25 protein-coding genes and 1 tRNA gene are annotated in these 21013 nt (G+C 56.8%); 8 read left to right on the top strand and 18 right to left on the bottom strand.

All coding sequences use genetic code 11. From position 1 onward, the window contains the following. Window positions 1-171: 171 nt before the first annotated feature. The 3 genes from ACSQ3H_RS14430 to ACSQ3H_RS14420 all read right to left on the bottom strand — a co-directional run bounded on the left by ACSQ3H_RS14430 (window position 172) and on the right by ACSQ3H_RS14420 (window position 2070). Window positions 172-254, bottom strand: a tRNA-Leu gene (locus tag ACSQ3H_RS14430). 116 nt (window positions 255-370) lie between these two features. Further along, complete coding sequence (locus tag ACSQ3H_RS14425; RefSeq protein ID WP_436117679.1) at window positions 371-946, bottom strand: GDYXXLXY domain-containing protein; 576 nt, start codon at window positions 944-946, stop codon at window positions 371-373. Beyond that, entirely contained in the window at window positions 943-2070 is a 1128-nt protein-coding gene (locus ACSQ3H_RS14420; protein ID WP_436117678.1) for a DUF2157 domain-containing protein, read from the bottom strand. The genes ACSQ3H_RS14425 and ACSQ3H_RS14420 overlap by 4 nt, the downstream gene beginning before the upstream one ends. Window positions 2071-2324: 254 nt before the next feature. Between ACSQ3H_RS14420 and ACSQ3H_RS14415 the strand changes: the two genes are divergently transcribed. After that, on the top strand, window positions 2325-2471 hold the full coding sequence (locus tag ACSQ3H_RS14415) for a DUF1127 domain-containing protein (RefSeq protein WP_100001090.1): 147 nt from the start codon (window positions 2325-2327) through the stop codon (window positions 2469-2471). A gap of 155 nt (window positions 2472-2626) precedes the next feature. Here the strand turns inward: ACSQ3H_RS14415 and ACSQ3H_RS14410 are convergent, their stop codons facing one another. Further along, the gene (locus tag ACSQ3H_RS14410; RefSeq protein ID WP_436117677.1) at window positions 2627-3184 is read right to left on the bottom strand and encodes a hypothetical protein; all 558 of its coding nucleotides are present in this window, start codon (window positions 3182-3184) and stop codon (window positions 2627-2629) included. A gap of 150 nt (window positions 3185-3334) precedes the next feature. On the opposite strand from ACSQ3H_RS14410, the gene ACSQ3H_RS14405 reads away from it, so the two are divergent. From ACSQ3H_RS14405 to ACSQ3H_RS14390, 4 genes are all read left to right on the top strand, one after another. Beyond that, on the top strand, window positions 3335-4282 hold the full coding sequence (locus ACSQ3H_RS14405) for an aldo/keto reductase (RefSeq protein WP_436117676.1): 948 nt from the start codon (window positions 3335-3337) through the stop codon (window positions 4280-4282). Between the two features lie 85 nt (window positions 4283-4367). After that, on the top strand, window positions 4368-5777 hold the full coding sequence (trmFO, locus tag ACSQ3H_RS14400) for a methylenetetrahydrofolate--tRNA-(uracil(54)-C(5))-methyltransferase (FADH(2)-oxidizing) TrmFO (RefSeq protein WP_436117675.1): 1410 nt from the start codon (window positions 4368-4370) through the stop codon (window positions 5775-5777). A gap of 78 nt (window positions 5778-5855) precedes the next feature. Beyond that, the gene (locus ACSQ3H_RS14395; RefSeq protein ID WP_436117674.1) at window positions 5856-6098 is read left to right on the top strand and encodes a type II toxin-antitoxin system Phd/YefM family antitoxin; all 243 of its coding nucleotides are present in this window, start codon (window positions 5856-5858) and stop codon (window positions 6096-6098) included. Continuing rightward, on the top strand, window positions 6098-6520 hold the full coding sequence (locus ACSQ3H_RS14390) for a type II toxin-antitoxin system VapC family toxin (protein WP_436117673.1): 423 nt from the start codon (window positions 6098-6100) through the stop codon (window positions 6518-6520). Before ACSQ3H_RS14395 ends, ACSQ3H_RS14390 begins: the two co-directional genes overlap by 1 nt. 2 nt (window positions 6521-6522) lie before the next feature. On the opposite strand, the gene ACSQ3H_RS14385 is transcribed toward ACSQ3H_RS14390, so the two are convergent. The 4 genes from ACSQ3H_RS14385 to yajC form a co-directional block, all read right to left on the bottom strand. Then, on the bottom strand, window positions 6523-7365 hold the full coding sequence (locus ACSQ3H_RS14385) for a phytoene/squalene synthase family protein (RefSeq protein ID WP_436117672.1): 843 nt from the start codon (window positions 7363-7365) through the stop codon (window positions 6523-6525). A gap of 27 nt (window positions 7366-7392) precedes the next feature. Next, the gene (locus tag ACSQ3H_RS14380; protein WP_436117671.1) at window positions 7393-7782 is read right to left on the bottom strand and encodes an Mth938-like domain-containing protein; all 390 of its coding nucleotides are present in this window, start codon (window positions 7780-7782) and stop codon (window positions 7393-7395) included. 5 nt (window positions 7783-7787) lie between these two features. Next, the gene (gene secD / locus ACSQ3H_RS14375) at window positions 7788-10055 is read right to left on the bottom strand and encodes a protein translocase subunit SecD (RefSeq protein ID WP_436117670.1); all 2268 of its coding nucleotides are present in this window, start codon (window positions 10053-10055) and stop codon (window positions 7788-7790) included. A 62-nt stretch (window positions 10056-10117) separates the two neighbouring features. Next, the gene (gene yajC / locus ACSQ3H_RS14370) at window positions 10118-10459 is read right to left on the bottom strand and encodes a preprotein translocase subunit YajC (RefSeq protein WP_112530327.1); all 342 of its coding nucleotides are present in this window, start codon (window positions 10457-10459) and stop codon (window positions 10118-10120) included. Between the two features lie 27 nt (window positions 10460-10486). On the opposite strand from yajC, the gene ACSQ3H_RS14365 reads away from it, so the two are divergent. Genes ACSQ3H_RS14365 through ACSQ3H_RS14355 form a run of 3 tightly spaced genes read left to right on the top strand, consistent with a single transcriptional unit; the run spans window position 10487 to window position 12098 of the window. Beyond that, on the top strand, window positions 10487-10879 hold the full coding sequence (locus ACSQ3H_RS14365; RefSeq protein WP_436117669.1) for an AbrB/MazE/SpoVT family DNA-binding domain-containing protein: 393 nt from the start codon (window positions 10487-10489) through the stop codon (window positions 10877-10879). Beyond that, complete coding sequence (mazF, locus tag ACSQ3H_RS14360) at window positions 10879-11211, top strand: endoribonuclease MazF (RefSeq protein ID WP_436117668.1); 333 nt, start codon at window positions 10879-10881, stop codon at window positions 11209-11211. The genes ACSQ3H_RS14365 and mazF overlap by 1 nt, the downstream gene beginning before the upstream one ends. A 17-nt stretch (window positions 11212-11228) precedes the next feature. Further along, window positions 11229-12098, top strand: a complete 870-nt coding sequence (locus ACSQ3H_RS14355; RefSeq protein ID WP_436117667.1) for an ATP-binding protein — start codon at window positions 11229-11231, stop codon at window positions 12096-12098. A 53-nt stretch (window positions 12099-12151) separates the two neighbouring features. On the opposite strand, the gene ACSQ3H_RS14350 is transcribed toward ACSQ3H_RS14355, so the two are convergent. The 10 genes from ACSQ3H_RS14350 to nagZ form a co-directional block, all read right to left on the bottom strand. Beyond that, window positions 12152-13498, bottom strand: coding sequence for a peptidoglycan DD-metalloendopeptidase family protein (locus tag ACSQ3H_RS14350; protein ID WP_436117666.1), 1347 nt, complete (start codon window positions 13496-13498; stop codon window positions 12152-12154). Window positions 13499-13614: 116 nt separating this feature from the next. Next, entirely contained in the window at window positions 13615-14268 is a 654-nt protein-coding gene (locus ACSQ3H_RS14345; RefSeq protein ID WP_436117665.1) for a protein-L-isoaspartate(D-aspartate) O-methyltransferase, read from the bottom strand. After that, window positions 14265-15023 carry a 5'/3'-nucleotidase SurE gene (gene surE, locus ACSQ3H_RS14340; protein ID WP_436117664.1) on the bottom strand — a complete coding sequence of 253 codons (759 nt, stop codon included), beginning with the start codon at window positions 15021-15023 and terminating at the stop codon, window positions 14265-14267. Before surE ends, ACSQ3H_RS14345 begins: the two co-directional genes overlap by 4 nt. Before the next feature lie 18 nt (window positions 15024-15041). Continuing rightward, a complete protein-coding gene (serS, locus tag ACSQ3H_RS14335; RefSeq protein ID WP_436117663.1) occupies window positions 15042-16325 on the bottom strand; it encodes a serine--tRNA ligase in 1284 nt (427 codons plus the stop codon). 66 nt (window positions 16326-16391) lie between these two features. After that, complete coding sequence (tatC, locus tag ACSQ3H_RS14330) at window positions 16392-17171, bottom strand: twin-arginine translocase subunit TatC (RefSeq protein ID WP_436119451.1); 780 nt, start codon at window positions 17169-17171, stop codon at window positions 16392-16394. A 41-nt stretch (window positions 17172-17212) separates the two neighbouring features. Next, window positions 17213-17842, bottom strand: a complete 630-nt coding sequence (gene tatB / locus ACSQ3H_RS14325; RefSeq protein ID WP_436117662.1) for a Sec-independent protein translocase protein TatB — start codon at window positions 17840-17842, stop codon at window positions 17213-17215. Window positions 17843-17904: 62 nt separating this feature from the next. Next, complete coding sequence (locus ACSQ3H_RS14320) at window positions 17905-18132, bottom strand: twin-arginine translocase TatA/TatE family subunit (protein ID WP_106663118.1); 228 nt, start codon at window positions 18130-18132, stop codon at window positions 17905-17907. Between the two features lie 171 nt (window positions 18133-18303). Further along, a complete protein-coding gene (scpB, locus tag ACSQ3H_RS14315) occupies window positions 18304-19032 on the bottom strand; it encodes an SMC-Scp complex subunit ScpB (protein WP_436117661.1) in 729 nt (242 codons plus the stop codon). Beyond that, a complete protein-coding gene (locus ACSQ3H_RS14310; RefSeq protein ID WP_436119450.1) occupies window positions 19025-19831 on the bottom strand; it encodes a segregation and condensation protein A in 807 nt (268 codons plus the stop codon). Before ACSQ3H_RS14310 ends, scpB begins: the two co-directional genes overlap by 8 nt. 156 nt (window positions 19832-19987) lie before the next feature. Further along, the gene (gene nagZ / locus ACSQ3H_RS14305; protein WP_436117660.1) at window positions 19988-21007 is read right to left on the bottom strand and encodes a beta-N-acetylhexosaminidase; all 1020 of its coding nucleotides are present in this window, start codon (window positions 21005-21007) and stop codon (window positions 19988-19990) included. Window positions 21008-21013: the final 6 nt, after the last annotated feature.

Below are 21013 nucleotides of genomic sequence, written 5' to 3'. Positions count from 1 at the left end.
CGCTTCGTCGAGCGCGCGAGTGTATCTATGAGTGGCGTTTGAACACGCTCGGTTAGGATCCGACTTACCGCGCTTGAACCTTCGCTCAAATCGAGGGTGGATCGACAGGGGGACGAGACTCGACGGTCGCAACAAAAAACATAAAGAAAACAATATCATATCGAAACAATATGGTGCGGATAGAGGGACTCGAACCCCCACGGTCTCCCGCCAGAACCTAAATCTGGTGCGTCTACCAATTTCGCCATATCCGCAGATGGAAGCATGACCCCCAAGCGCCGGTCTCTATATCACCCTCTTTCCAAGGGTCAAAGGAAAAAGCCCGGTTTGTGACAGCAATAATATCCGCTGCCTGGATCAATATCCGAAGTCAGTAAATCGGCTCTTCGTAAAGCATATTGCCATTGTCCTTCAACGCACGGATCTGCGCTTCTCCCGCGCTTGATACGGCGATCACCGCCTCGATCTTGCGTTCCCGCTGCTGATCTTCGATCGCCCGGCCTTGGCCTTCCGGGACATAATAGCGCTCGATGCCATAAGTGACGCGGAGCTGGCTGTAGCCTGCCGCATTGGCAAAGCTGGATGTGCGACCATGCAGCTGGATTTCGCCAGCAGGTAAATCCTCCCGCTTTTGCCATGAGGCGCCAGCGAACGTCCACACGCCCCCGTCGCCCTCTTTCACCGTCACGTAGACATCGGCAGGACCATCGGTTGCAGGAACCGTACCGGTAATCTTGCCTGCCTCGATATTGGAGATAGCGTAGCGAAGATTAACATAGTCGCCGCGCATGAAATCGTGCGGATCGACAGGCTCGCTCTGCAGTGTGATATCAGTGCCATCGCGCAAGATGGAAACGTGTTGCTGGACCATGGCGTAGAGCACACCGGATTGCAAAAGCGCCACTGCAACGCCAAGCCAGAGAAAACGATTGATCTTTATTGTCATACCGTTACCTGCCTTTTCGGATTCCTTTTCTGAAGCCGCCGCTCCATGCGGATGACAAAGGCGGCAAGCAGCAAAACCAGCACGCCGGCACTCAGGAAGAAGCTCGCAGTACCGATCATCGTGCCAATCGTCTCGAAAGCCAGATAGAGGACTTCAAGCGAGAAAACCGTATAGGCAATCCATCGCACCGCCAGATTACGATGGCCCGAAAGCACCAGACCGGCAATCGAGCAGCCGAGGATCGCAAATCCGACCAGGACCTGATTGGGAATGCTGTCATCGTCAATGCCACTGCTCGCGATATCGAACTGGAAGAACAGCAGCGCCAAAAGCAGCGTAACGAAGCCATAGGCGCCCAACGCCTCGGCCCAACCGGTTATTCGCTCCAACAGGCCGGGACGTACTGCATCCATCATGAAGAATGCACCCCCGAGAAAAGCGGCCAGCCACAGGACCGTGGCATTATCGAGATCGATCCGAACGACCAGGACATAGGCGATCAGCAACAGGGCTATGAGATGCCGTGCCGCCTTCCCTTTCGTGTACCAGACGAGGCCTGCGCAGATGAAAAGCAAGACCGGCACGAGCCAGAGATAGCTGAAGGGTTCGCCTGAGGTCCGGTCGAGCGAACAGAACAGATAGAGGCCGGTTATGGCAACACTTGCCGAAACAAGCACGGGCGAGCGCAGCAACAATGCCGCAACCATCGTGCCGGCAACCCAAAGGAGCACTGCATCCGATACATCGCCCGACAGATGATACATTTGGCCGATCAGCGCAATTCCGGCACCGAATGTGATTGCTGCGATCAGATAGAGTGCTTGGCCGAAGCGCTTGTCGCCAAGACTTTCTCGCCACGCGCCGCCGACATAACCGAGCCAAAGCACCGATATGATCAGGCCAACACGAACCAGGCGCGACATCGCCTCCCAATTTGCTGCGACAAGCGAGATGATCGCCGCACCGAGAAGAACCGCACCGAGCACCGCAAGGATTCCTCCAAGCCCAAAGCCGGAACCGTGACTATCCATGTCCTTGCGCAAGAGTTCGGCCGTGGCATCATCAATCAGCCCATCCCGCTGCCAACGCGCAATATGTTTTCTCAATCCAATGGTGATTGCCACGGACGCTCCCTTGAGTCTTCTGCAACCCCAACTAACGCCAGTGAGAACAAAAACGCAATTGTGCCGCGTTTTACAAAGTTTGCCGCAAAGCCGCCGTTTGTGCGCCGCAACAATTAACGCCGATTAATGGTGCAATGCAGCAATTGCATAGCTGACCTGCAAACTTGGCTCTGCAACTTCAGGAGGGCATCCACTATCTTCCACTCAACGATCAAGAGTGATCAACCAAACAACAAACCGAAGTGGTGAATGAAATGAACCTTATCCGCTCTTACAGCAACTGGCGCCGTTATCGTGACACGGTTTCCGAGCTGAACCGTCTGTCGACCCGCGAACTCAGCGATCTGGGCATTGCCCGTTCGGACATCCCGTTCGTCGCCAAGAAGTCTGCAGTACGTTAATCGAATACAAGAATATCGCCGGGCTTTATCCTCCTCCCAAAGTTCCCGCGATCGAAGACCGGCACTCCTCCTCCCAGCCGGTCTTTACAAAACGACACCCACCGCACCTCCTCCCGCGGTGGGTGTTGTTGTTTCTGGGGGTCTGTTCCAAGGCTTTATCTCTGTCCGCCGTAGCCCCGGCGGTGCCATTCCGCCAAGAGCATCACGTCCGGTGGTCCACCTCCGGGTTCGTACCAGGAGTCGACCGCCCAAGAAGTGCCGGAATCATCCCGAAGCACGGCGGTAAAATGCGGATAGCGGCCATCGAGAAAGCTTCCGCGCGAATCGCGCTGCGCGACTCGATGATAGCGCAACAGACCAGCGCCTTGCAGGTAACGGAGAAAATGATCCGTATTGGTGGATTCGTCCACACAGTCCATCTGACCTTTCTGGCGCCCCTCGCCGAAATCCATCTTCGGCCGGTCGATAACTCCGATCACTGCTGTGCTACGACGTTCAAAGACCTGCACCGCAAGGCGTACAGCGGCACGCTCCGCTGCCGGTGATGCACGCCCGCCCGACATGATGGATGCAATCTGTGAACGATCCGCGGGCGTCAGCGTCACCGGCGTTTGAAAAGTGCAGCCATAGCCGTGGCAAATGCGGAAGCTTTGCGCCTCGGCAGTCCCGCATAAAACGACAAACAACAAAAGCGGAAGACATCGCAGGATCATATGCATGTCACGACTGTAACGACCGCCGTCGTTGAAGCCTACAGAATTTGCGTCTTATGGTTGCTAATATTTGATTCTCCATCAGGCTGGAAACGCTGGGCAATCAGGCTTACACTCGGGGTCCCAGCTTTGATCTCCCGGAGTAAAAATATGGAAAAACGTCGTCTTGGCCGCAAAGGCCTATTCATTGCGCCATTGGTTTTAGGCGGTAATGTTTTCGGCTGGACTGCCGACAAGAAGACCTCCTTCGATCTGCTCGACCGTTTTGTCGATGCGGGGTTTAACGCCATCGACACAGCAGACTCCTATTCGCGTTGGGCGCCGGGAAATGAGGGTGGCGAATCCGAAACGATAATTGGCGAATGGGTCAAATCGCGCAATGCACGCGACAAGGTTGTGATCATCACCAAGGTCGGCTCCGATATGGGCCAAGGCAAGAAAGATCTCTCCGCGGCCTATATCGCCAAGGCAGTCGAAGGCTCGTTGAAACGGCTGCAGATCGATGCGATCGATCTTTATCTGTCGCATTGGCCTGATCCGGATACACCCTATGAAGAGACGCTCGGCGCCTATCAGAAGTTGTTGAGGGAAGGAAAGATCAAATCCATCGGCGCCTCCAATCTCGATGTCGACCAATTGCGGGCAGCGATCGATGTATCGGAAACCAGGGACCTGCCACGCTATAATGTGCTGCAGCCGCAATACAATCTCTACGATCGCAGCGAATTCGACGGCAAGCTGCGCGATCTCTGCATCTCCGAAAATATCGGCGTCATCACCTATTTCGGCCTCGCCAGGGGCTTTCTTTCCGGCAAGTATCGCAGTGAAGTCGATCTTGGCAAAAGTCCGCGCGGTGATGGCGTAAAAGCTTACCTCAACCCTCGCGGTTTTCGTATTCTGGCTGCACTGGATGCAGTCTCGGCCAAGCACAACGCGAAACAGGCCGAAGTGGCAATCGCCTGGATCATCCAACGCAAGGGCGTAACCGCGCCGATCGCCAGCGCCACCTCGCTCGAACAGCTGGAAAGCCTTATCTGTGCTGCAGCACTGCAGCTCGACAAGGATGACGTGGCGGAGCTCGATCAAGCCAGCGCCTGATCATTCGCGATTATCAAAGCCGCCGCGATCCACTTGCGGCGGCTTTTGCATTGAAGCGCAGCACCAAAAAGACTATTGGAAGCGCATGTCACACAAACCAGTTCATATTGTTGGCGGCGGTCTCGCCGGTTCCGAAGCCTCATGGCAGCTTGCCGAGGCGGGTATTCCCGTTATCCTGCACGAGATGCGTCCAGTTCGCGGCACGGATGCGCACAAGACGCAGGATCTGGCCGAACTTGTATGCTCCAATTCCTTCCGTTCCGATGACGCCGAGACCAATGCGGTCGGGGTGCTGCATGCGGAAATGCGCCTTGCTAATTCGCTGATCATGGCTTCCGCCGACGCACATCAGGTTCCGGCCGGCAGCGCACTTGCTGTTGATCGTGACGGCTTCGCTGAGGCCGTCACCGCAAGGATCGAGGCGCATCCGCTGATCACCATCCAGCGTGAGGAAATCACCGGCCTGCCACCCGCCGACTGGGACAAGGTGATCATCGCCACCGGCCCGCTGACTGCACCGTCGCTCGCCGAAGCCATAGGCAAGGAAACCAGCGCTGACGCCCTCGCCTTCTTCGACGCGATTGCACCTATCGTGCATTTCGATTCCATCGACATGAATGTCTGCTGGTTCCAGTCACGTTATGACAAGGTTGGACCGGGCGGAAATGGCAAGGATTATATCAACTGCCCGATGACCAAGGAGCAGTACGAGGCTTTCATCCAGGCGCTTATTGCGGGGGACAAGACCGAGTTCAAGCAATGGGAAGGCACGCCCTATTTCGATGGCTGCCTGCCGATCGAAGTGATGGCGGAACGCGGACCGGAGACCCTGCGTCATGGACCGATGAAGCCGATGGGGCTGACCAATGCACACAACCCGACCGTTAAGGCCTATGCAGTTGTACAACTGCGGCAGGACAATGCACTGGGCACGCTCTACAACATGGTCGGTTTCCAGACCAAGCTGAAATATGGCGCGCAGACCGACATTTTCCGTATGATCCCGGGGCTGGAGAACGCTGAATTTGCGCGTCTGGGCGGTCTGCACCGCAATACCTATCTGAATTCGCCAATCCTGCTCGATCCGACCCTGCAATTGAAAAGCCGGACGGGACTGCGCTTTGCCGGCCAGATCACCGGCTGCGAAGGCTATGTGGAATCGGCGGCAATCGGCTTGCTCGCCGGTCGCTTCGTCGCCGCTGAACGGCTTGGCCATGCGGTCACACCTCCCCCACCGACGACCGCTTTCGGCGCGTTGCTCGGTCATATCACCGGCGGTCATCTTGTTAGCGATGAGGAACCAGGCAAGCGCTCTTTCCAACCGATGAATGTCAACTACGGCCTGCTTCCCCCCATCGAAGCACCAAAGTCCGAGGGTAAGCGTCTGCGCGGCAAGGAGAAGTCAAACGCCAAAAAACGCGCCATGAGCGCGCGTGCACTGGCTGACTGTCGTTTGTGGCTTGGCCTTCCGGCAATTGCAGAAGCGGCGGAATAGGGCGCTACCAAGGGCTAACTTGAAATCTCGCTGTGCACGTGCGATATTTATGACCAGTTAATTGGTCATGAGGTTATAATGCGCACCGTTAATCTTGCTGACGCCAAGGCCCACCTCAGTGAGCTCGTTACCCAGGCCGAAGATGGGGAAATCGTGCAGATTCTGCGCCGCGGAAAGCCGGTTGCACAACTGACTGCGGTAAAGAAGCCGCGCCAGCCCATCGATCTGGCGCTCTTGCGTAACACAACCAAAGATATGACGTTTCAAAACGAGAGTGCGGGAGAATTTATTCGTAGTATGCGCGACACTGATCGTTACTGATGCTTTACCTTGATACGTGTGTACTCGTAGCTGCCCTGACGTCAGAGGCAAACACCACGCGTATGCAGGACTGGTTGTCGAGCCAATTGCCCGAAGAGTTGGCTGTAAGCCACCTGACAATCACGGAATTTTCGTCGGCGCTTGCACTGAAATTGAGAACACAGCAACTTAAGATCAGTGAACGTAACGAGGCGCTCGCGATGTTTAACCGCCTTGTAACGGACTCTTTCAATGTGATCGTCGTCACAAGCAGCCATTTTCGCATGGCGGCCCGATTGGCTGATCAACATTTGCTTGGTCTCCGTACGGGCGACGCTTTGCTTCTGGCTCTTGCCGTTGAACATCGAGCAACCGTATGCACCCTCGATCGCCGACTCGCAGAGGCCGGTGAAACCCTCGGCGCAAAAACGCAACTACTATAACGCTAGTATGAACGCGTCGACGCCCTGAACATCGCCCACTGGCGGTGGAGCGGTGAGATATCGGCAATGTCATTAGCCGCGTTGAAGCCGTTGGCTTTCAGCTTCTTCAAATACATGCGGGTGATCGCAGCGGGCAGATATGCCGGGCGCAGCGTTACCGGCAACGCCTTCGCAGCGGTTTCGAACTTCGCAAAATGATCCTCGGCAAGCGCGATCATCGCGTCGATCGCGCGCTTGATTGCCACTTGGTCAGAACTGACCAGCAGCGTCGCCGCGCTGCATCCGACAGCAGTCAGAATATCGGCCGGGATGTAGATCTGGCCACGGCGACGATGCAGCGGCAACAAGCGCAGCAAACCGGCGATTGCCTGCGCAACACCAGCATGGCCCGCTACGTCGGCTTGTTCAGGAGTTTTAGCGGCATCCAGGACCAAGGAGGCAAGCTGGATCAGCGCCGAGGCCGTCTCGCCGCAATAGCCTTCCAGATCGTTGCGGTTCGGCATGGGATCATTGTAGAGGTCGAATACCCGCGCCTCACAATAATTGTCGAAGGCAGCACGCGGCAGATCACAGGTTTTGATCGCATCAAGAAGCGCAGCAGCGACAGGATTTCCAGAAGCCGCACCATGCTCGGTTCCATTAATCAGATCACGCCACCATTGCAGCCGCACCTCGCCGGGCAGCGGATCGTGGATCAGATCGCGGATGCGGGCGATTTCCGAGTTGAAAGCGTAAAGCGCCGCCAGTGCACCGCGCTTCTCTTCCGGCGCGTAAAGCACCGAAAGATAACGGTCTGGATCCGCATCCCGCAGCAATTGCAAACAGTGATTTTCATTAGCGTTCATGGGCTTGAGATATAGCGGCGCTCTCGATTAATCCACCGCAATCAGCGCCGCAGCTACGGCGCGATCTTCCGCCAGCAACACATTGTATGTCCGCACGGCCGCACCGGTACTCATCGGATCGGACGATATCCGATGTTTGCGCAGTTCATCGCGCAATTCCTGCGGTAGCCGTCGCAGTTCGGTCCCCGTCCCCACCAGCAGTATTTCGATATCGGCGGCTTGCTCAAGTACGAGCGATAGATCCGCAACAGTCAGGATTGGCGGCGTTTTCGGTTCCCAGCCATGAATACCTGACGGCAAGCAGAGTATGGAGCCGCGATGCGACATGTCCGCGAAGCGAAACCCGCCATTGCCATAGGCATCGATGGGTGCACGCCCCGGAAAGTGCGCGTCCCGAATTTCAATACCCTTGATCAATTTAACTACACTCCACTCTGGCCGGACACCGCCGACGGTCCGTTGTGGGTCACATCCTTGCCCTTGAGCCCGAACAACATCAGCAGCGGGCCCGCCACGAAGATCGACGAGTAAGTTGCCACAACGATACCTACGCCGAGGATAAGCGCGAACGACTTCACGTCGTCACCACCATAAAGATAGAGAACGATCAGCGCCAGAAAAGTCGCAAGCGATGTCAGGATCGTGCGCGACAGCGTCTGGTTGATCGAAGCATCGAGAAGCGCCGACAGCGACATGCTGCTGCCGTATCGTCGCAGATTCTCGCGAACGCGGTCATAGATGACCACTGTATCATTGAGTGAATAGCCCACGATCGCCAGCAAGGCGGCGATACTCCACAGATTGAATTCCATCTTGAAGATGATGAACATGCCAAGCAGCAGCAGTACGTCGTGGATGGTTGCAAGAATGGCGCCCAGCGCGAAATGCCATTCAAAGCGCAACCATACATAGACGAAGATCACCGCCAATGAGAGCCCGACAGCGAGCATTCCGGCCTGCGATAGTTCGCTCGATACGGAAGGGCCGATGACGTCGATACGGCGGAAGTCAAAATCATCCTGCAATTCGCCGCGGATTTTCACGCCGACAGTCTGTTCGGCATCCTCGCCCTCACCCTGGCTGCCCACGGTGATCAAGGCGCGATTATCCGATTTGAACGGTTCGATCTTGATGTCGCCGATATTCAGATCTTCCAACCGGCTGTAGACATCGTCGAGATCGATCGCACCTTCGTGCGACTGAATCTCGACCATCGTGCCGCCTTTGAAATCGATGCCGAAATTCATGCCGACAATGGCGAACAGCACGATCGCAGCGATGCTCGACAGCGCAGAAAAACCAAGCGTCAGGCCACGAAATCTCATAAAGGGAATCTTCGTATCATTCGGAACGAGCTTGAGCAGCGCGCCCGGAACTTCTTTCGGTCTCGCCCACTGAACCCAGACCGATACCAACCAGCGCGTCAGAGTAAACGTCGTGAACAACGTCGTGACGATACCTATCGTAACCGTCAGCGCAAAACCGTGCACCGGCCCCGAGCCAAGAGTGAAAAGCACAAGCGCTGCAATCAGGGTCGTGACATTGGCGTCGACAATGGTAGCAAGCGCCCGTGAAAATCCGGAATCGATAGCCTGGATAACGGAAAAGCCAGCGCGTCTGTCCTCGCGAATGCGCTCGTAGATCAGAACATTGGAGTCGACCGCCATGCCGATGGTCAGCACGATACCGGCAACGCCGGCAAGCGTCAGCGGCGCGCCGAACAGCGTCAACACAGCCAGGATCAGGATCACGTTGACGACAAGAGCGATACTCGCGATGACGCCAAGAAGCCCATAGGTCAAAAGCATGAAAATGATGACGAGAGCCGCGCCGACAAGCGCCGCAACCTTGCCGGAGGCAACGGCCGCGGCACCGAGATCCGTACCGATCGTCCGCTCCTCGATGACGGTAACGCTCGCCGGCAAAGCACCAGCCCGCATGACAAGCGCCAGGTTACTCGCGCCGGAGAGGTCGAAATTGCCGGAAATCTGACCTGTATTGCCGGGTACTTCCTCGCTGATGACCGGTGCTGAGAGCACCTGGTTGTCAAGAATAATGGCGAAGGATTTCCCGACATTGGCTTTGGTCGCCTTCGAGAACCGATCGGCGCCAATGCTGTCCAGCCTGAAGGTGATGACAGGTTCTTGCGTTGCCGTATCGATACCAGCCTGCGCATCGACGAAATTCTTGTTCGAGACCAGCGGTTCAGTCTTGACGAGATAGGCAACGGGCGGATCGTCGAAGGAATAAACCACTTCGTCGCCTTCAGGCGGCGTGCCATCGATCGCCTGTTGCACAGGTACCGAATCATCGACCATCTGGAAATGCAGCTCGCCGGTAAGGCTCAAGATGTCCTTGAGCAGTTGCGAGTCATAGAGCCCGGGAACTTCGACAAGCACACGGCCATTGCGCTGCCCCTCGACATTGGGATTGGTGTAGCCAAGTTCGCTGAGGCGGCGGCTGAGGACCGCAATCGTTGCGTTCGTATCCGGCAGGTGGTCCTTGTCGACCTGCAGGCGCAGCCGCGAACCGCCTTCGAGGTCGAGACCCAGCGCCAGTTGCTTCTTCGGCAGCCAGTCCGGCAGGTTCACCAATTGGTCTTGAGTGAAGAGATTTGGCAATGCCAGAATAACACCGGCTAAAACAACAGCCCAGATGAGTACGGTTTTCCAGCGGCTAAAATAGAGCATACAACCAAGACCTTGAGCCTAGAATCAGAAGGGCGGCTCAATGGCCGCCCTGTCACTATGCCTTATTTCTTGTTATCGGCAACCGGCTCGCCCTTGACGCGGACATCGGCAACCATGCCACGCAGAACGCGCGCTTTGACACCTTCGCCGATCTCAACGTCGAGTTCACCCGTATCTTCATAGACTTTGGTCACCTTGGCAATGAAACCACCGCCCGTGATGATTGTGTCGCCACGGCGGATGTTCTTCAGCTGCTCTTCACGCTTCTTCGCCGCCGTGCGCTGCGGGCGAATGATCAGGAAGTACATGATCACGAAGATCAGAATGAACGGTAAGATGCTCATGAGCATTTCCGGCGCGCCACCGACACCCGTTGCCTGTGCATATGCGGGAGTTACGAACATTGAGACAACCTCCAGAGAAAACCAGATTTGAAAGAACTTGAGCCTGCGCAATACAATGTTTGGGTTGTCAAAAGCAACCGTACAAAACTGCGTGTGCAAATCAAAATGAATGTTGATACAATGTTGACACGCATCGGCCTAAACGTTAACGTCGCCAAGGTGATGAAGGAGACTGATATGCGAGCCGTCGTAAAAAAATGGGGCAATAGTGCCTCCGTGCGCATTCCTGCTGCGATCATGGCAGCGACAAAACTGGAATTGGACTCTGCAGTAGACGTTCGCGAGGAGGAAGGCCGCATCATTATTGAGCCCGTGCGGACGCACGGTACAAATTTGAACGATCTGATAGACGCCATCACCCCGGACAACCTGCACGATGAAGTGGACTTCGGAGCTCCTATGGGCAAGGAAGCATTTTAATGGCGGCATTTGTGCCAGAAGCCGGTGACATTGTGTGGCTGCATTTCGATCCTCAGACAGGCCACGAGCAGGCTGGCCACCGTCCGGCTGTTGTTCTGAGTCCTGCGAGCTATAATGATAAAACCAGCCTTATGCTCTGTTGCCCCATGACGACTCAGATCAAAGGCTATCCGTTCGAAGTTTTGATAGCCGGCAGCCGTCCCAGCGCAGTGCTGGCAGACCAAGTGAAAAGTCTTGATTGGCGCGGCCGGAAAGCGCAATCAAAGGGCAAGGTAACGAGCACCGAGCTTGCACAAATACGTACCAAAGCTGTGGCGTTGATCGGGGCGTAATTTTCGAAGAAAGTTTCATGAAATTGCCAGACGAATTGCTGACAGACAAACTTGACCGCCTGATTAAAGTACTGGAGCGCATGGCGCCGCCGAAACCGCAGCCGGTCGATCTCGATGTGGCGGATTGTTTCGTATGGAATCCCGACCACCTTGCCTTTGATCCCGTGCAAAAGGTCAATCGCGTCGACATCTCGCTGATCCGCGGTGTGGACAATGTTCGCGATATTCTCTTCGACAATACGAAGCGCTTCGCTGATGGTTTGCAGGCAAACAATGTTCTGCTGTGGGGCGCGCGCGGCATGGGCAAGTCGTCGCTGGTCAAGGCGGTGCATGCCTCGGTCAACGCTGACGCCCCGGCTGGTGGCCACCCGCTGAAACTCGTCGAAATCCACCGCGAGGACATCGATAGCCTCCCTGCCCTGATGGCGGCGATCAAGGATACGGATTACCGGTTCATCCTGTTCTGCGATGATCTTTCCTTCGACCACGATGACACTTCATACAAATCGCTGAAGGCGGCGCTGGAAGGTGGCGTCGAGGGCCGGCCGGATAATGTGATTTTCTACGCCACATCGAACCGCCGCCATCTCCTGCCGCGCGACATGATCGAGAATGAGCGCTCGACAGCGATCAATCCATCTGAGGCAGTTGAAGAAAAGGTTTCGCTGTCCGATCGGTTTGGCCTTTGGCTGGGTTTTCACAAGTGCAGCCAGGACGATTATCTGTCGATGATCGACGGGTACGCCGCGCATTTCGATCTGCCCATGGAAAAGGAACAGCTGCATGCGCAGGCGCTGGAGTGGTCCACGACGCGTGGGTCGCGTTCCGGCCGTGTCGCATGGCAATTCACGCAGGATCTCGCCGGTCGTCTCGGCAAGAAGCTCTAGATACGAAAAAGCCCGCACCTTTCGGCGCGGGCTTCAATCAAATTCCTGATCGGTCAGGATTCGAGATATTTCGTCGGGTCAACCGGCGTCGAGTTCTTGCGAACTTCGAAGTGCAGCATCGGCGTCGTTGCGTTACCGGTCATGCCCGAAGTTCCAAGTTGTTCGCCGCGCTTGACCTTCTGGCCGCGCTGCACATCCAGCTTGCTGGCGTTGCCGTAAACCGTCACAAGGCCATTGTCGTGGCGGACCAGCACCGTGTTGCCGAATTCCTTCAGGCCATCGCCGGAGTAGATGACCACGCCGTTTTCGGCCGCCTTGATCGGCGTGCCTTCCGGCACCGAGATATTGATACCATCGCTGCCCTTGCCGTAATTGGCGACAACGCGGCCACGAACCGGCCAGCGCATTCCCGAAACACCGGTCGCGGAAGGAGCTGCGGCAACGTCCTTATCAGCATCGTCGATGACCTTCTCACTGGCCTGCGGCGGTGTGTAAGGCTTGGCCGCCGTGTCGGCCTGAGGTGCGGCAGCGGCCTGCGTGGCAGCGCTTGCAACGGCCTTCGGCTGTTCGACGGGCGGTGTCGAAGCGGTCTTGACCTGATCGACGGCGCCCTTCGGCTTCATGGTGTTGGCAACATTCTGCGCCAGCGCGGAATTCGATGGCGGGATGATCAGCGACTGACCAACGCGGACAGTGCCATCTTTCATATTGTTGGCCTGCTTGATCGCTTCGACATTGCTGCCGGTCTTGCGCGAGATCGCATGCAGGGTGTCGCCGGTCTGAACCGTGTAAGTGCCCTTGCTTGGCAGAGCCACGTTCTTTGCTGTGGTCGCAGGCGTCGTTAAAGCAGGCACCTGCTTTTCCTTGACCTGCGGTGTCTGCGGCAGGACGGCAACGTCAGTGGAATGCTGCACCGGAGCCGGCTTTGCAGGCATCTTTGCTTCACGGCCATCCGGGGTCTTCAATGTGCCGGAACCCGCAGCCAGCGGCGCTGCCTGCATTGGCTGCGCTGAAGCGACCTGCTGCTGACGCAGTGGAGCCGCGCTGGCAACAGGTGCGAGAGCTGGGCGCGTCGGCTGCGACGAGACTGGCGGCAATGCCGACGTGCTTGCAGCGCCGACGGGCGGCAGGCTGCTGCGCTGGACACCGCCTGAAGGCTGAACCGCACTGCGGTTGACCGAAGCGGTCTGCGTTGAATCGACCGGCGGCGTATAGGGCTGCAGACCCGTATTGGAAGACTGCATGATCGATTTCTGATTGTCACTGTAACCGGAACTGAAATCGGCGCTAGTGAAACGCTGCACTCCCGAGCTGCAGCCCGCCGCCGCACCGGCAACCATAAGAATGGCGGCATTCAGAGCCAGCCGCCGTGACGCTTTGTCTAGTGTACTCAAACGCATCGCATATCCCGCCCGTACTCAATACAAGAATATTGGACTCATTAGATCGCGTTAATGTTACTCGACCGTTAAAGAGCGAATAAAATTTGTAAAAAATTCACCAAACTCGTAAACGGTCAGAGCGCCGCGGCAACACCTTCCATCAGTGGCAATAGGCGCACGGGCATCAAATCGTGGCGCTCGAAGCGGCTGCCGATTTTTGACAGCCGCGCCATCACCTGCCTGCCATCGAGCGGCCCGATCGGCGCAATCATCACGCCATTGGAAGACAAAAGATCGACGAACTGGCGCGGCATGCTTTCGAACGCACCCCAGACGATGATGCGATCGAACGGGCCGTCATGCACGAGACCGTGCCTTCCATCGGCATGCTTGACGAATGTGTTCTCGATCTTCAGCGCCGACAGACGCTGCTGTGCCAGTTCGACAAGCGAACGATAGCGCTCGAGCGACAGAACCCGGCCTGCAAGCCGCGCCATGACTGCAGCCGTAAAACCCGTCCCCGTGCCGATTTCCAGCACACGATGCGTCGGTTCAAGATCGAGGGAATTGATCAACTGCGCTTGCAGATCGAGCGCTTCGATGAACTCGCCGCATTCGATCGGCAGCGTTCCCGCGCCATAGGCCACGTTACCGAGATTGCCGTTGACAAAAGCCATGCGCGGTGTCGCCTCGAAGGCACTTATCAGCCGTTGATCCGACAACCCCAAGGCTCGCATGCGCAGCACAAAAGCCGCAAATCCTTCGCGTTCAGACATCACAACCTTCATGCAAATGCACTCGCAAGAGTTGCAAGCGTGTCATGTGCCGTCAGGTCGAGCTGCAGCGGCGTGATCGAAATGAAGTTCTTGGCGAGTGCGGCCACATCGCTGTTTTCCGCCGGCACATCCTTGCCGCGACCATAGCGCAGCCAATAATAGGGCAAGCCGCGTCCGTCATGGCGCTCTTCAATGGTGAGGCCATGGGAGAGCTTGCCTTGCGCCGTAACCCGCGTTCCGGCGATTTCCGAAGCGCTGCAGCTGGGAAAATTGATGTTGATGAGAACGCTCTTTGCCAGTTCGACATCGAGCACCTTTTTAAGAAGCGCAGGCGCCCGCTCCTCCACGACTTCCCACGGCAGCACACGCGCGCCACCGTCGAGATTGTACTCCTGCGACAGGGCGATCGATTTGATACCGAGCAGCGTGCCCTCGATGGCCCCGGCGACAGTCCCCGAATAGGTAACGTCATCCGCCATGTTCGAGCCGGAATTGACACCGGAAAGTATCAGGTCCGGCGCATCGGGCATCAGATGCTTGACGCCCATGATCACGCAATCGGTCGGTGTGCCACGCACGGCATAGTGCCGCTCGTCGATCTGGCGCAGGCGCAATGGGTTTGAAAGGGTCAGCGAATGCGCCAGGCCGCTCTGATCAGTTTCGGGCGCAACCACCCAGACATCATCGGAGAGCTGGCGGGCAATGCGTTCAAGCACGCTCAGACCTTCCGCATGAATACCATCATCGTTGGTCAGAAGAATGCGCATTGCCTTGCCCCTTAAAGATTATGCTGCTTTTTCGATCCGTTTCAGTCCACCCATATAGGGCAAGAGTGCATCAGGAACTGTGACGCTGCCGTCCTCATTCTGATAATTTTCGACAACGGCAATCAGCGCGCGCCCCACCGCGGTACCTGAGCCGTTCAGCGTGTGAACGAAACGTGTCGATTTCTCGCCCTCCGGCCGATAGCGCGCATTCATGCGGCGCGCCTGGAAATCACCGCAGACCGAGCAGCTGGAGATTTCGCGATAGGCTTTCTGCCCTGGCAACCAGACTTCCAGGTCGTATGTCTTCTGTGCGCCAAAGCCCATGTCGCCGGTGCACAGCGTCATGGTCCGGAACGACAGGTCAAGCCGCTTCAGCACTTCCTCGGCACACGAAGTCATCCGCTCATGTTCCTCAATGGAATGCTCGGCATCGGTGATCGACACCAATTCCACTTTCATGAACTGGTGCTGACGCAGCATGCCGCGTGTGTCGCGTCCGGCTGAGCCCGCCTCCGAACGGAAGCAGGCCGTCAGCGCCGTCATGCGGATCGGCAGATCACGAATGTCGAGGATTTCCTCGCGCACCAGATTGGTCAGCGGCACCTCGGCTGTCGGGATCAGATAGCGGCCGTCCGTGGTTTGGAACAGATCTTCCGCGAACTTCGGCAGCTGACCCGTACCGTAGAGCACTTCATCGTTCACCAGCAGCGGCGGACTGACCTCCGTATAGCCGTGTTCGGTCGTGTGCAGGTCGAGCATGAACTGACCAAGCGCACGTTCAAGACGCGCCAGCTGGCTCTTCAGCACCGTAAAGCGGCTGCCGGAAAGTTTTGCCGCCCGCTCGAAGTCCATGTAGCCAAGCTTTTCGCCGATCTCGAAATGCTCTTTCGGCTCAAAGGCGAAATTCTTGAGGTGTCCAATCCGGCGCGTTTCAACGTTGCCACCCTCGTCCTTGCCAACCGGCACGTCAGCGAGCGGTATGTTCGGAAGTACAGATAATGCATCGCTCAGCGCGCGATCAAGCTGCCGTTCTTCCTCTTCGGCAGAGGTCAGAAACAACTTGATCTCGGCAACCTCCGCCTTCAGACGGTCGGCCGTGGCCTGATCCTTGGCGCCCATTGCCTTGCCGATCTCTTTCGAGGCGGCATTGCGGCGTTCCTGTGCATCCTGCAACTTGGCGATGTGCTGACGGCGCTTTTCGTCGAGCTCGATCAAACGGGACGATGCCGGCTCGTTGCCCCGTTTGGCCAGAGCTGCGTCAAGCGCTTGCGGATTCTCTCGGATCCATTTGATATCGAGCATGGGAATAAAGCCGTATTGGAGTGAGCAAAGAAATTTAGGCGTAAAGGCCCGGCGAAACGATAACCGTCAGGACGAGACTTCGCTGGACCCTGATTTTGCTTCAGCCTCAGTTGCCGCACGCTTCTTCTCGACCAGACGCGCCATCCAGATCGAAACCTCGTAGAGAAGGATCGTCGGGAGTGCAAGACCGATCTGGCTGATTGGATCGGGCGGCGTGATAACGGCGGCCACGATAAACGCAATGATGATGGCGTACTTGCGCTTAGACCTCAGCCCCTCGTAGCCGACGAGACCAACGCGCGCCAGCAGGGTGGTGACGACCGGGAGCTGAAACACGAGACCGAAGGCGAAGATCAGCGTCATGATGAGACTGAGATATTCGGAAACCTTGGGCAACAGCGAAATTTGCACTTCCCCAGCCCCGCCCGTCTGCTGCATGGCGAGGAAGAACCACATCACCATCGGGGTGAAGAAGAAATAAACCAGCGCGCCGCCCATAAGGAAAAGGACTGGCGATGCAATCAGGAATGGAAGAAACGCCATGCGCTCGTTGCGATAGAGACCTGGCGCAACGAACTTGTAGATTTGCGATGCGATGACGGGGAACGCGATGACGATACCGCCAAACATGGCGATCTTCACCTGCGTAAAGAAAAATTCCTGCGGCGCAGTGTAGATGAGCTGCGCTTTGGTGGGATCGAAGCCCGCCCAGACGACGGCCCATTGATAGGGAATTACCAAAAGATTGAACAACTGCTTGGCATAATGAAAGCAACCCAGGAACGCGACGAAGAACGCCAGCAGGGCCCAGATCAGGCGCCGGCGCAACTCCATCAGATGTTCCATCAGCGGGGCCGAGCTCTTGTCAATGTCGTCGTCGGTCTTGCTCAAGATTTCGTCCCCGTACCGCCAGCTTTAGCCCGCGGCTTTGCCGTTCTTTTTGCTGGCGCCTTGGCTGGCTCGGCTGCTGCGACCACAACCGGCTCGGTCTTTTTCTTCGACACGACTTTTGGCGCCGGTTCGGACTTTTTGGCAGGTGCAGCTGCCTTTGGCTTGGCTTCTGCGGTTGCAGTGGCAGGCTTCGACTTGACCTTTGTGGGCTTCTTCTCAACAGTCTCGGCAGCAGCCAGAGGTAGAGGTTCCATCACCTGCGGTTGCAATTGTGTTGCCCCCGGCGCGGCTGGATCCGGCACAGCGACATTGTCCTTGGCCGTTACCGTGGCATCTTTCAAGCTCGAGCGGATCTCTTCTCCGATCGTCCGGACAGGATCGAAGACCTTGCGGATATCGCTACGAGGATCGAGGCTTTTCGCATCATTGATGATATCGCGAACGTCATCGAGTTCGGCCTCTTTCAAGGCCTCATCGAATTGCTTGCGGAATTCACCGGCAGTGGCGCGAAACTTCGCAGTCGCCTTGCCGAAGGCACGCAGCATCTTCGGCAAATCCTTGGGACCGACCACCACGATCATGACGATCACGATCACCAGGATTTCCGACCAACCAACTTCAAACATTCATCATGCTCCAGCCACGACACGGCAACGTAGCCGCGCGCAAGACAAGGCTATCCTTGGACTCAAGACTTTGTCGTCTTTTCCTTGACTGAATTCACCGGCTGGCTTGTCTGATTATCAATCGTTTTCGAGTCATCGGCCGCGGCGGCATCGTCGTCGCTCATGCCGCTCTTGAAATTCTTGATACCTTTGGCAACGTCACCCATGAGTTCCGGAATCTTGCCGCGACCGAAAAGAAGAAGCACGACCGCAAGCACGATAAGCCAGTGCCAGATTGAAAAACTACCCATTTGATCCTCACATTCGCCCAACAGTTTGGGCTGATCTATGCCTTTTTCCCGTGCTTTTCAAACACAAGTCTCTTCTGCTGTTTCACATTCATGTAAACGCAGCGCAAGCCCGAAGTGAATTCAGCGTCACGAATTTTGTTGTTCGCGCGCAATTATAACAGAAAGCTTGTCTCAATCATGTTCGACGCGAGGTGTCAAAAGACCGAGTTCCTCGAGATCGATGTCCGTCAGAGGATCTTCATCTTCGGTCAGTTCATCCGGGTCATTAACCGGGATAGGGATCGCAAAATTCGTCGGCATGCGCGTCGAAAGCAGGCCCGCACCGCGCAATTCGTCAATGCCCGGCAGATCGCGTACTTCCTGCAGCCCGAAATGATCGAGGAAAGAGGCGGTGGTGCCATAGGTAATGGGACGGCCCGGGGTACGGCGCCGGCCGCGGAACTTGATCCAGCCGGTCTCCATCAGCACATCGAGTGTGCCTTTCGAAGTCTCGACACCACGAATATCCTCAAGTTCGGCCCGTGTGACCGGCTGGTGATAAGCGATGATCGCGAGTACTTCGAGCGCTGCGCGCGACAGTTTCTTTTGCTGAACAGCCTCACGGTTCATCAGGAAGGCGAGATCGGCAGCCGTGCGGAACGCCCATGCGCCGCCGACCTGTCGCAGATTAATGCCACGCTTGGAATAAATCTCCTGCAACTCGCCAAGCAGCGCGGCAACGTCGACACCAGACGGCAGGCGCTCGCGCAAGGCTTTTTCGGTCACCGGCTCGGCGGATGCGAACAGGATAGCCTCAGCCATGCGCAACGCGTCCGAAACCGAAATTGATGAATTCCAATTGCCGGCGGGCAAGTCGAGCTCGTCGTCATCGTCGATGTGGTTCTGAATGCTATCAGCCATTGGCCACGTCCTTCAGCGGCTCGGTCTGCTTATCAAGCCTGTTGCGCAGGTAGATCGGGTTGAACGCGCCGGTCTGGCGAATTTCCAGATGCCCTTCCCGGACCATTTCCAGACTGGCGGCAAAAGAGCTGGCCATGGCCGTGGCACGCTCCGCGGGCGAAAAGATAAATTCCAGCAGGTAATGATCGAGCGCCGTCCAATCCTTCATCTCACCTACAAGCCGCATCAGGATTTCGCGCGCATCCTTCAGTGACCAGACTGTACGCCGCGCAATCTGCACATGCGATGTGGCGCGTTTTTGCCGCTGCGAAGCGTAGGCGGTCAAAAGCTCGTAAAGCGTCGCGGCATAGGCGTTCGTTTGATCGACGATCACGGCCTCGGGCATGCCGCGCGCAAAAACATCGCGGCCGAGCCTGTTGCGGTTGATCAGTTTCGTCGCCGCGTCGCGCATTGCTTCCAACCGCTTCAGCCGGAACTGCAGTGTTGCCGCCAATTCCTCGCCGCTTTCGCCATCATCGCCAGGCGCTTTGGGGATCAGAAGCTTGGATTTGAGATAGGTAAGCCACGCCGCCATGACCAGGTAATCGGCGGCAAGCTCAAGCCGCAATGCCTGCGCCTGCCGGATGAAGATCAGATATTGCTCGACGAGGGCGAGTACGGAAATGCGGGCGAGATCGACCCGCTGGTTGCGAGCCAGATGCAGCAACAGATCAAGCGGGCCTTCGAAGCCCTTGATATCAATGACAAGCGAGGGCTCGCTGGCGGCACGATCAACCTGGCTTTCCCACAACGCCTCCATCGGCGCCGCGCCATTGCCATTTATCTTTTGTTCGCCTGCTGCCAAAACCTTCTCCTTACTGCGCCGTGCGTCCTCTTGGACGCACAAAGGACGCAGTAACACTTTGAATTGGCGCATAATCCTTTCCAAAACCTATTTCGGTTTTGGGGTTATGCGCTATGCCACCGCCTCGAAAGTACGCTGGAATTCTTCCCGGAGTTCTTCCTCGTTCGAGGCATCCGGCTCTTTTCGATATTCAATCGCCCGCTGCGCCCGTTCGAATGCCTTGCCTTCGAGCTCCGGCGTGCAGGCGGCAACGGCCTTCATTTGTTCCATGATGCCGTGGCAATGAAGCACGATATCAAGCCCTGCCGCAAAGATTGCTTTGGTCCGATCGAAATAATCCCCAGAAAGTGCGTTCATGGAGACGTCATCGCTCATCAGCAGCCCGTCGAAACCTATATAGTCGCGGATAATCTCTTCGACCACCTTGCCGGAGGTCGTCGCCGGGTTCTTCGGATCGACCGCCGAAAAAATCACATGAGCGCTCATCGCCATCGGTAGGTCAGCCAAAGCCCGGAACGGCGCAAAGTCATGTTCGGCAAGTTCTTCAAGCGGCGTCGAAACTGTCGGCAGTTCGTGATGCGTATCGGCAAAGGCGCGGCCGTGCCCCGGAATGTGCTTGATCACCGGCAGCATACCGCCTGCGAGCAGGCCGTCCGCAGCGGCTCGGCCCATGGCGGTCACGATTTCCGGATGCTTGCCGTAGGCGCGCGTGCCGATCACATCATTGGCTCCCTCGACCGGCACGTCGAGCACCGGCAGGCAATCCACATTGATGCCGAGCTTGAGCAGATCGAAAGCATGCAGCCGCGACAGGAGCCACGCGGAACGTAATCCGAGTTCTTCATTCTCGCGGAAAAGCGCGCCGAGTTGCGACCCAGAGGGATAGTTCGGCACGAGCGGCGGCCGCAGGCGTTGCACGCGCCCGCCTTCCTGATCGATAAGCACAAGCGCGTCGTCGCGGTGCACCAGATCACGCAGATGCGCGCACAGATCTTCGATCTGCGCAGGCTCGCTTATATTGCGCGCAAACAGAATGAAACCCCACGGCCGCTCATCGCGAAAGAATGCGATTTCATCTGGGGTCAGTTTCAAACCGGTCGTGCCGGCAATCCATGCTTTTGATTCGCTCATGAGACA

The sequence above is a fragment of the Phyllobacterium sp. LjRoot231 genome (assembly GCF_964253365.1).
In the GTDB taxonomy this organism is placed as follows: Bacteria; Pseudomonadota; Alphaproteobacteria; order Rhizobiales; family Rhizobiaceae; genus Phyllobacterium.
This window is presented reverse-complemented; position numbering and strand designations above follow the sequence as displayed.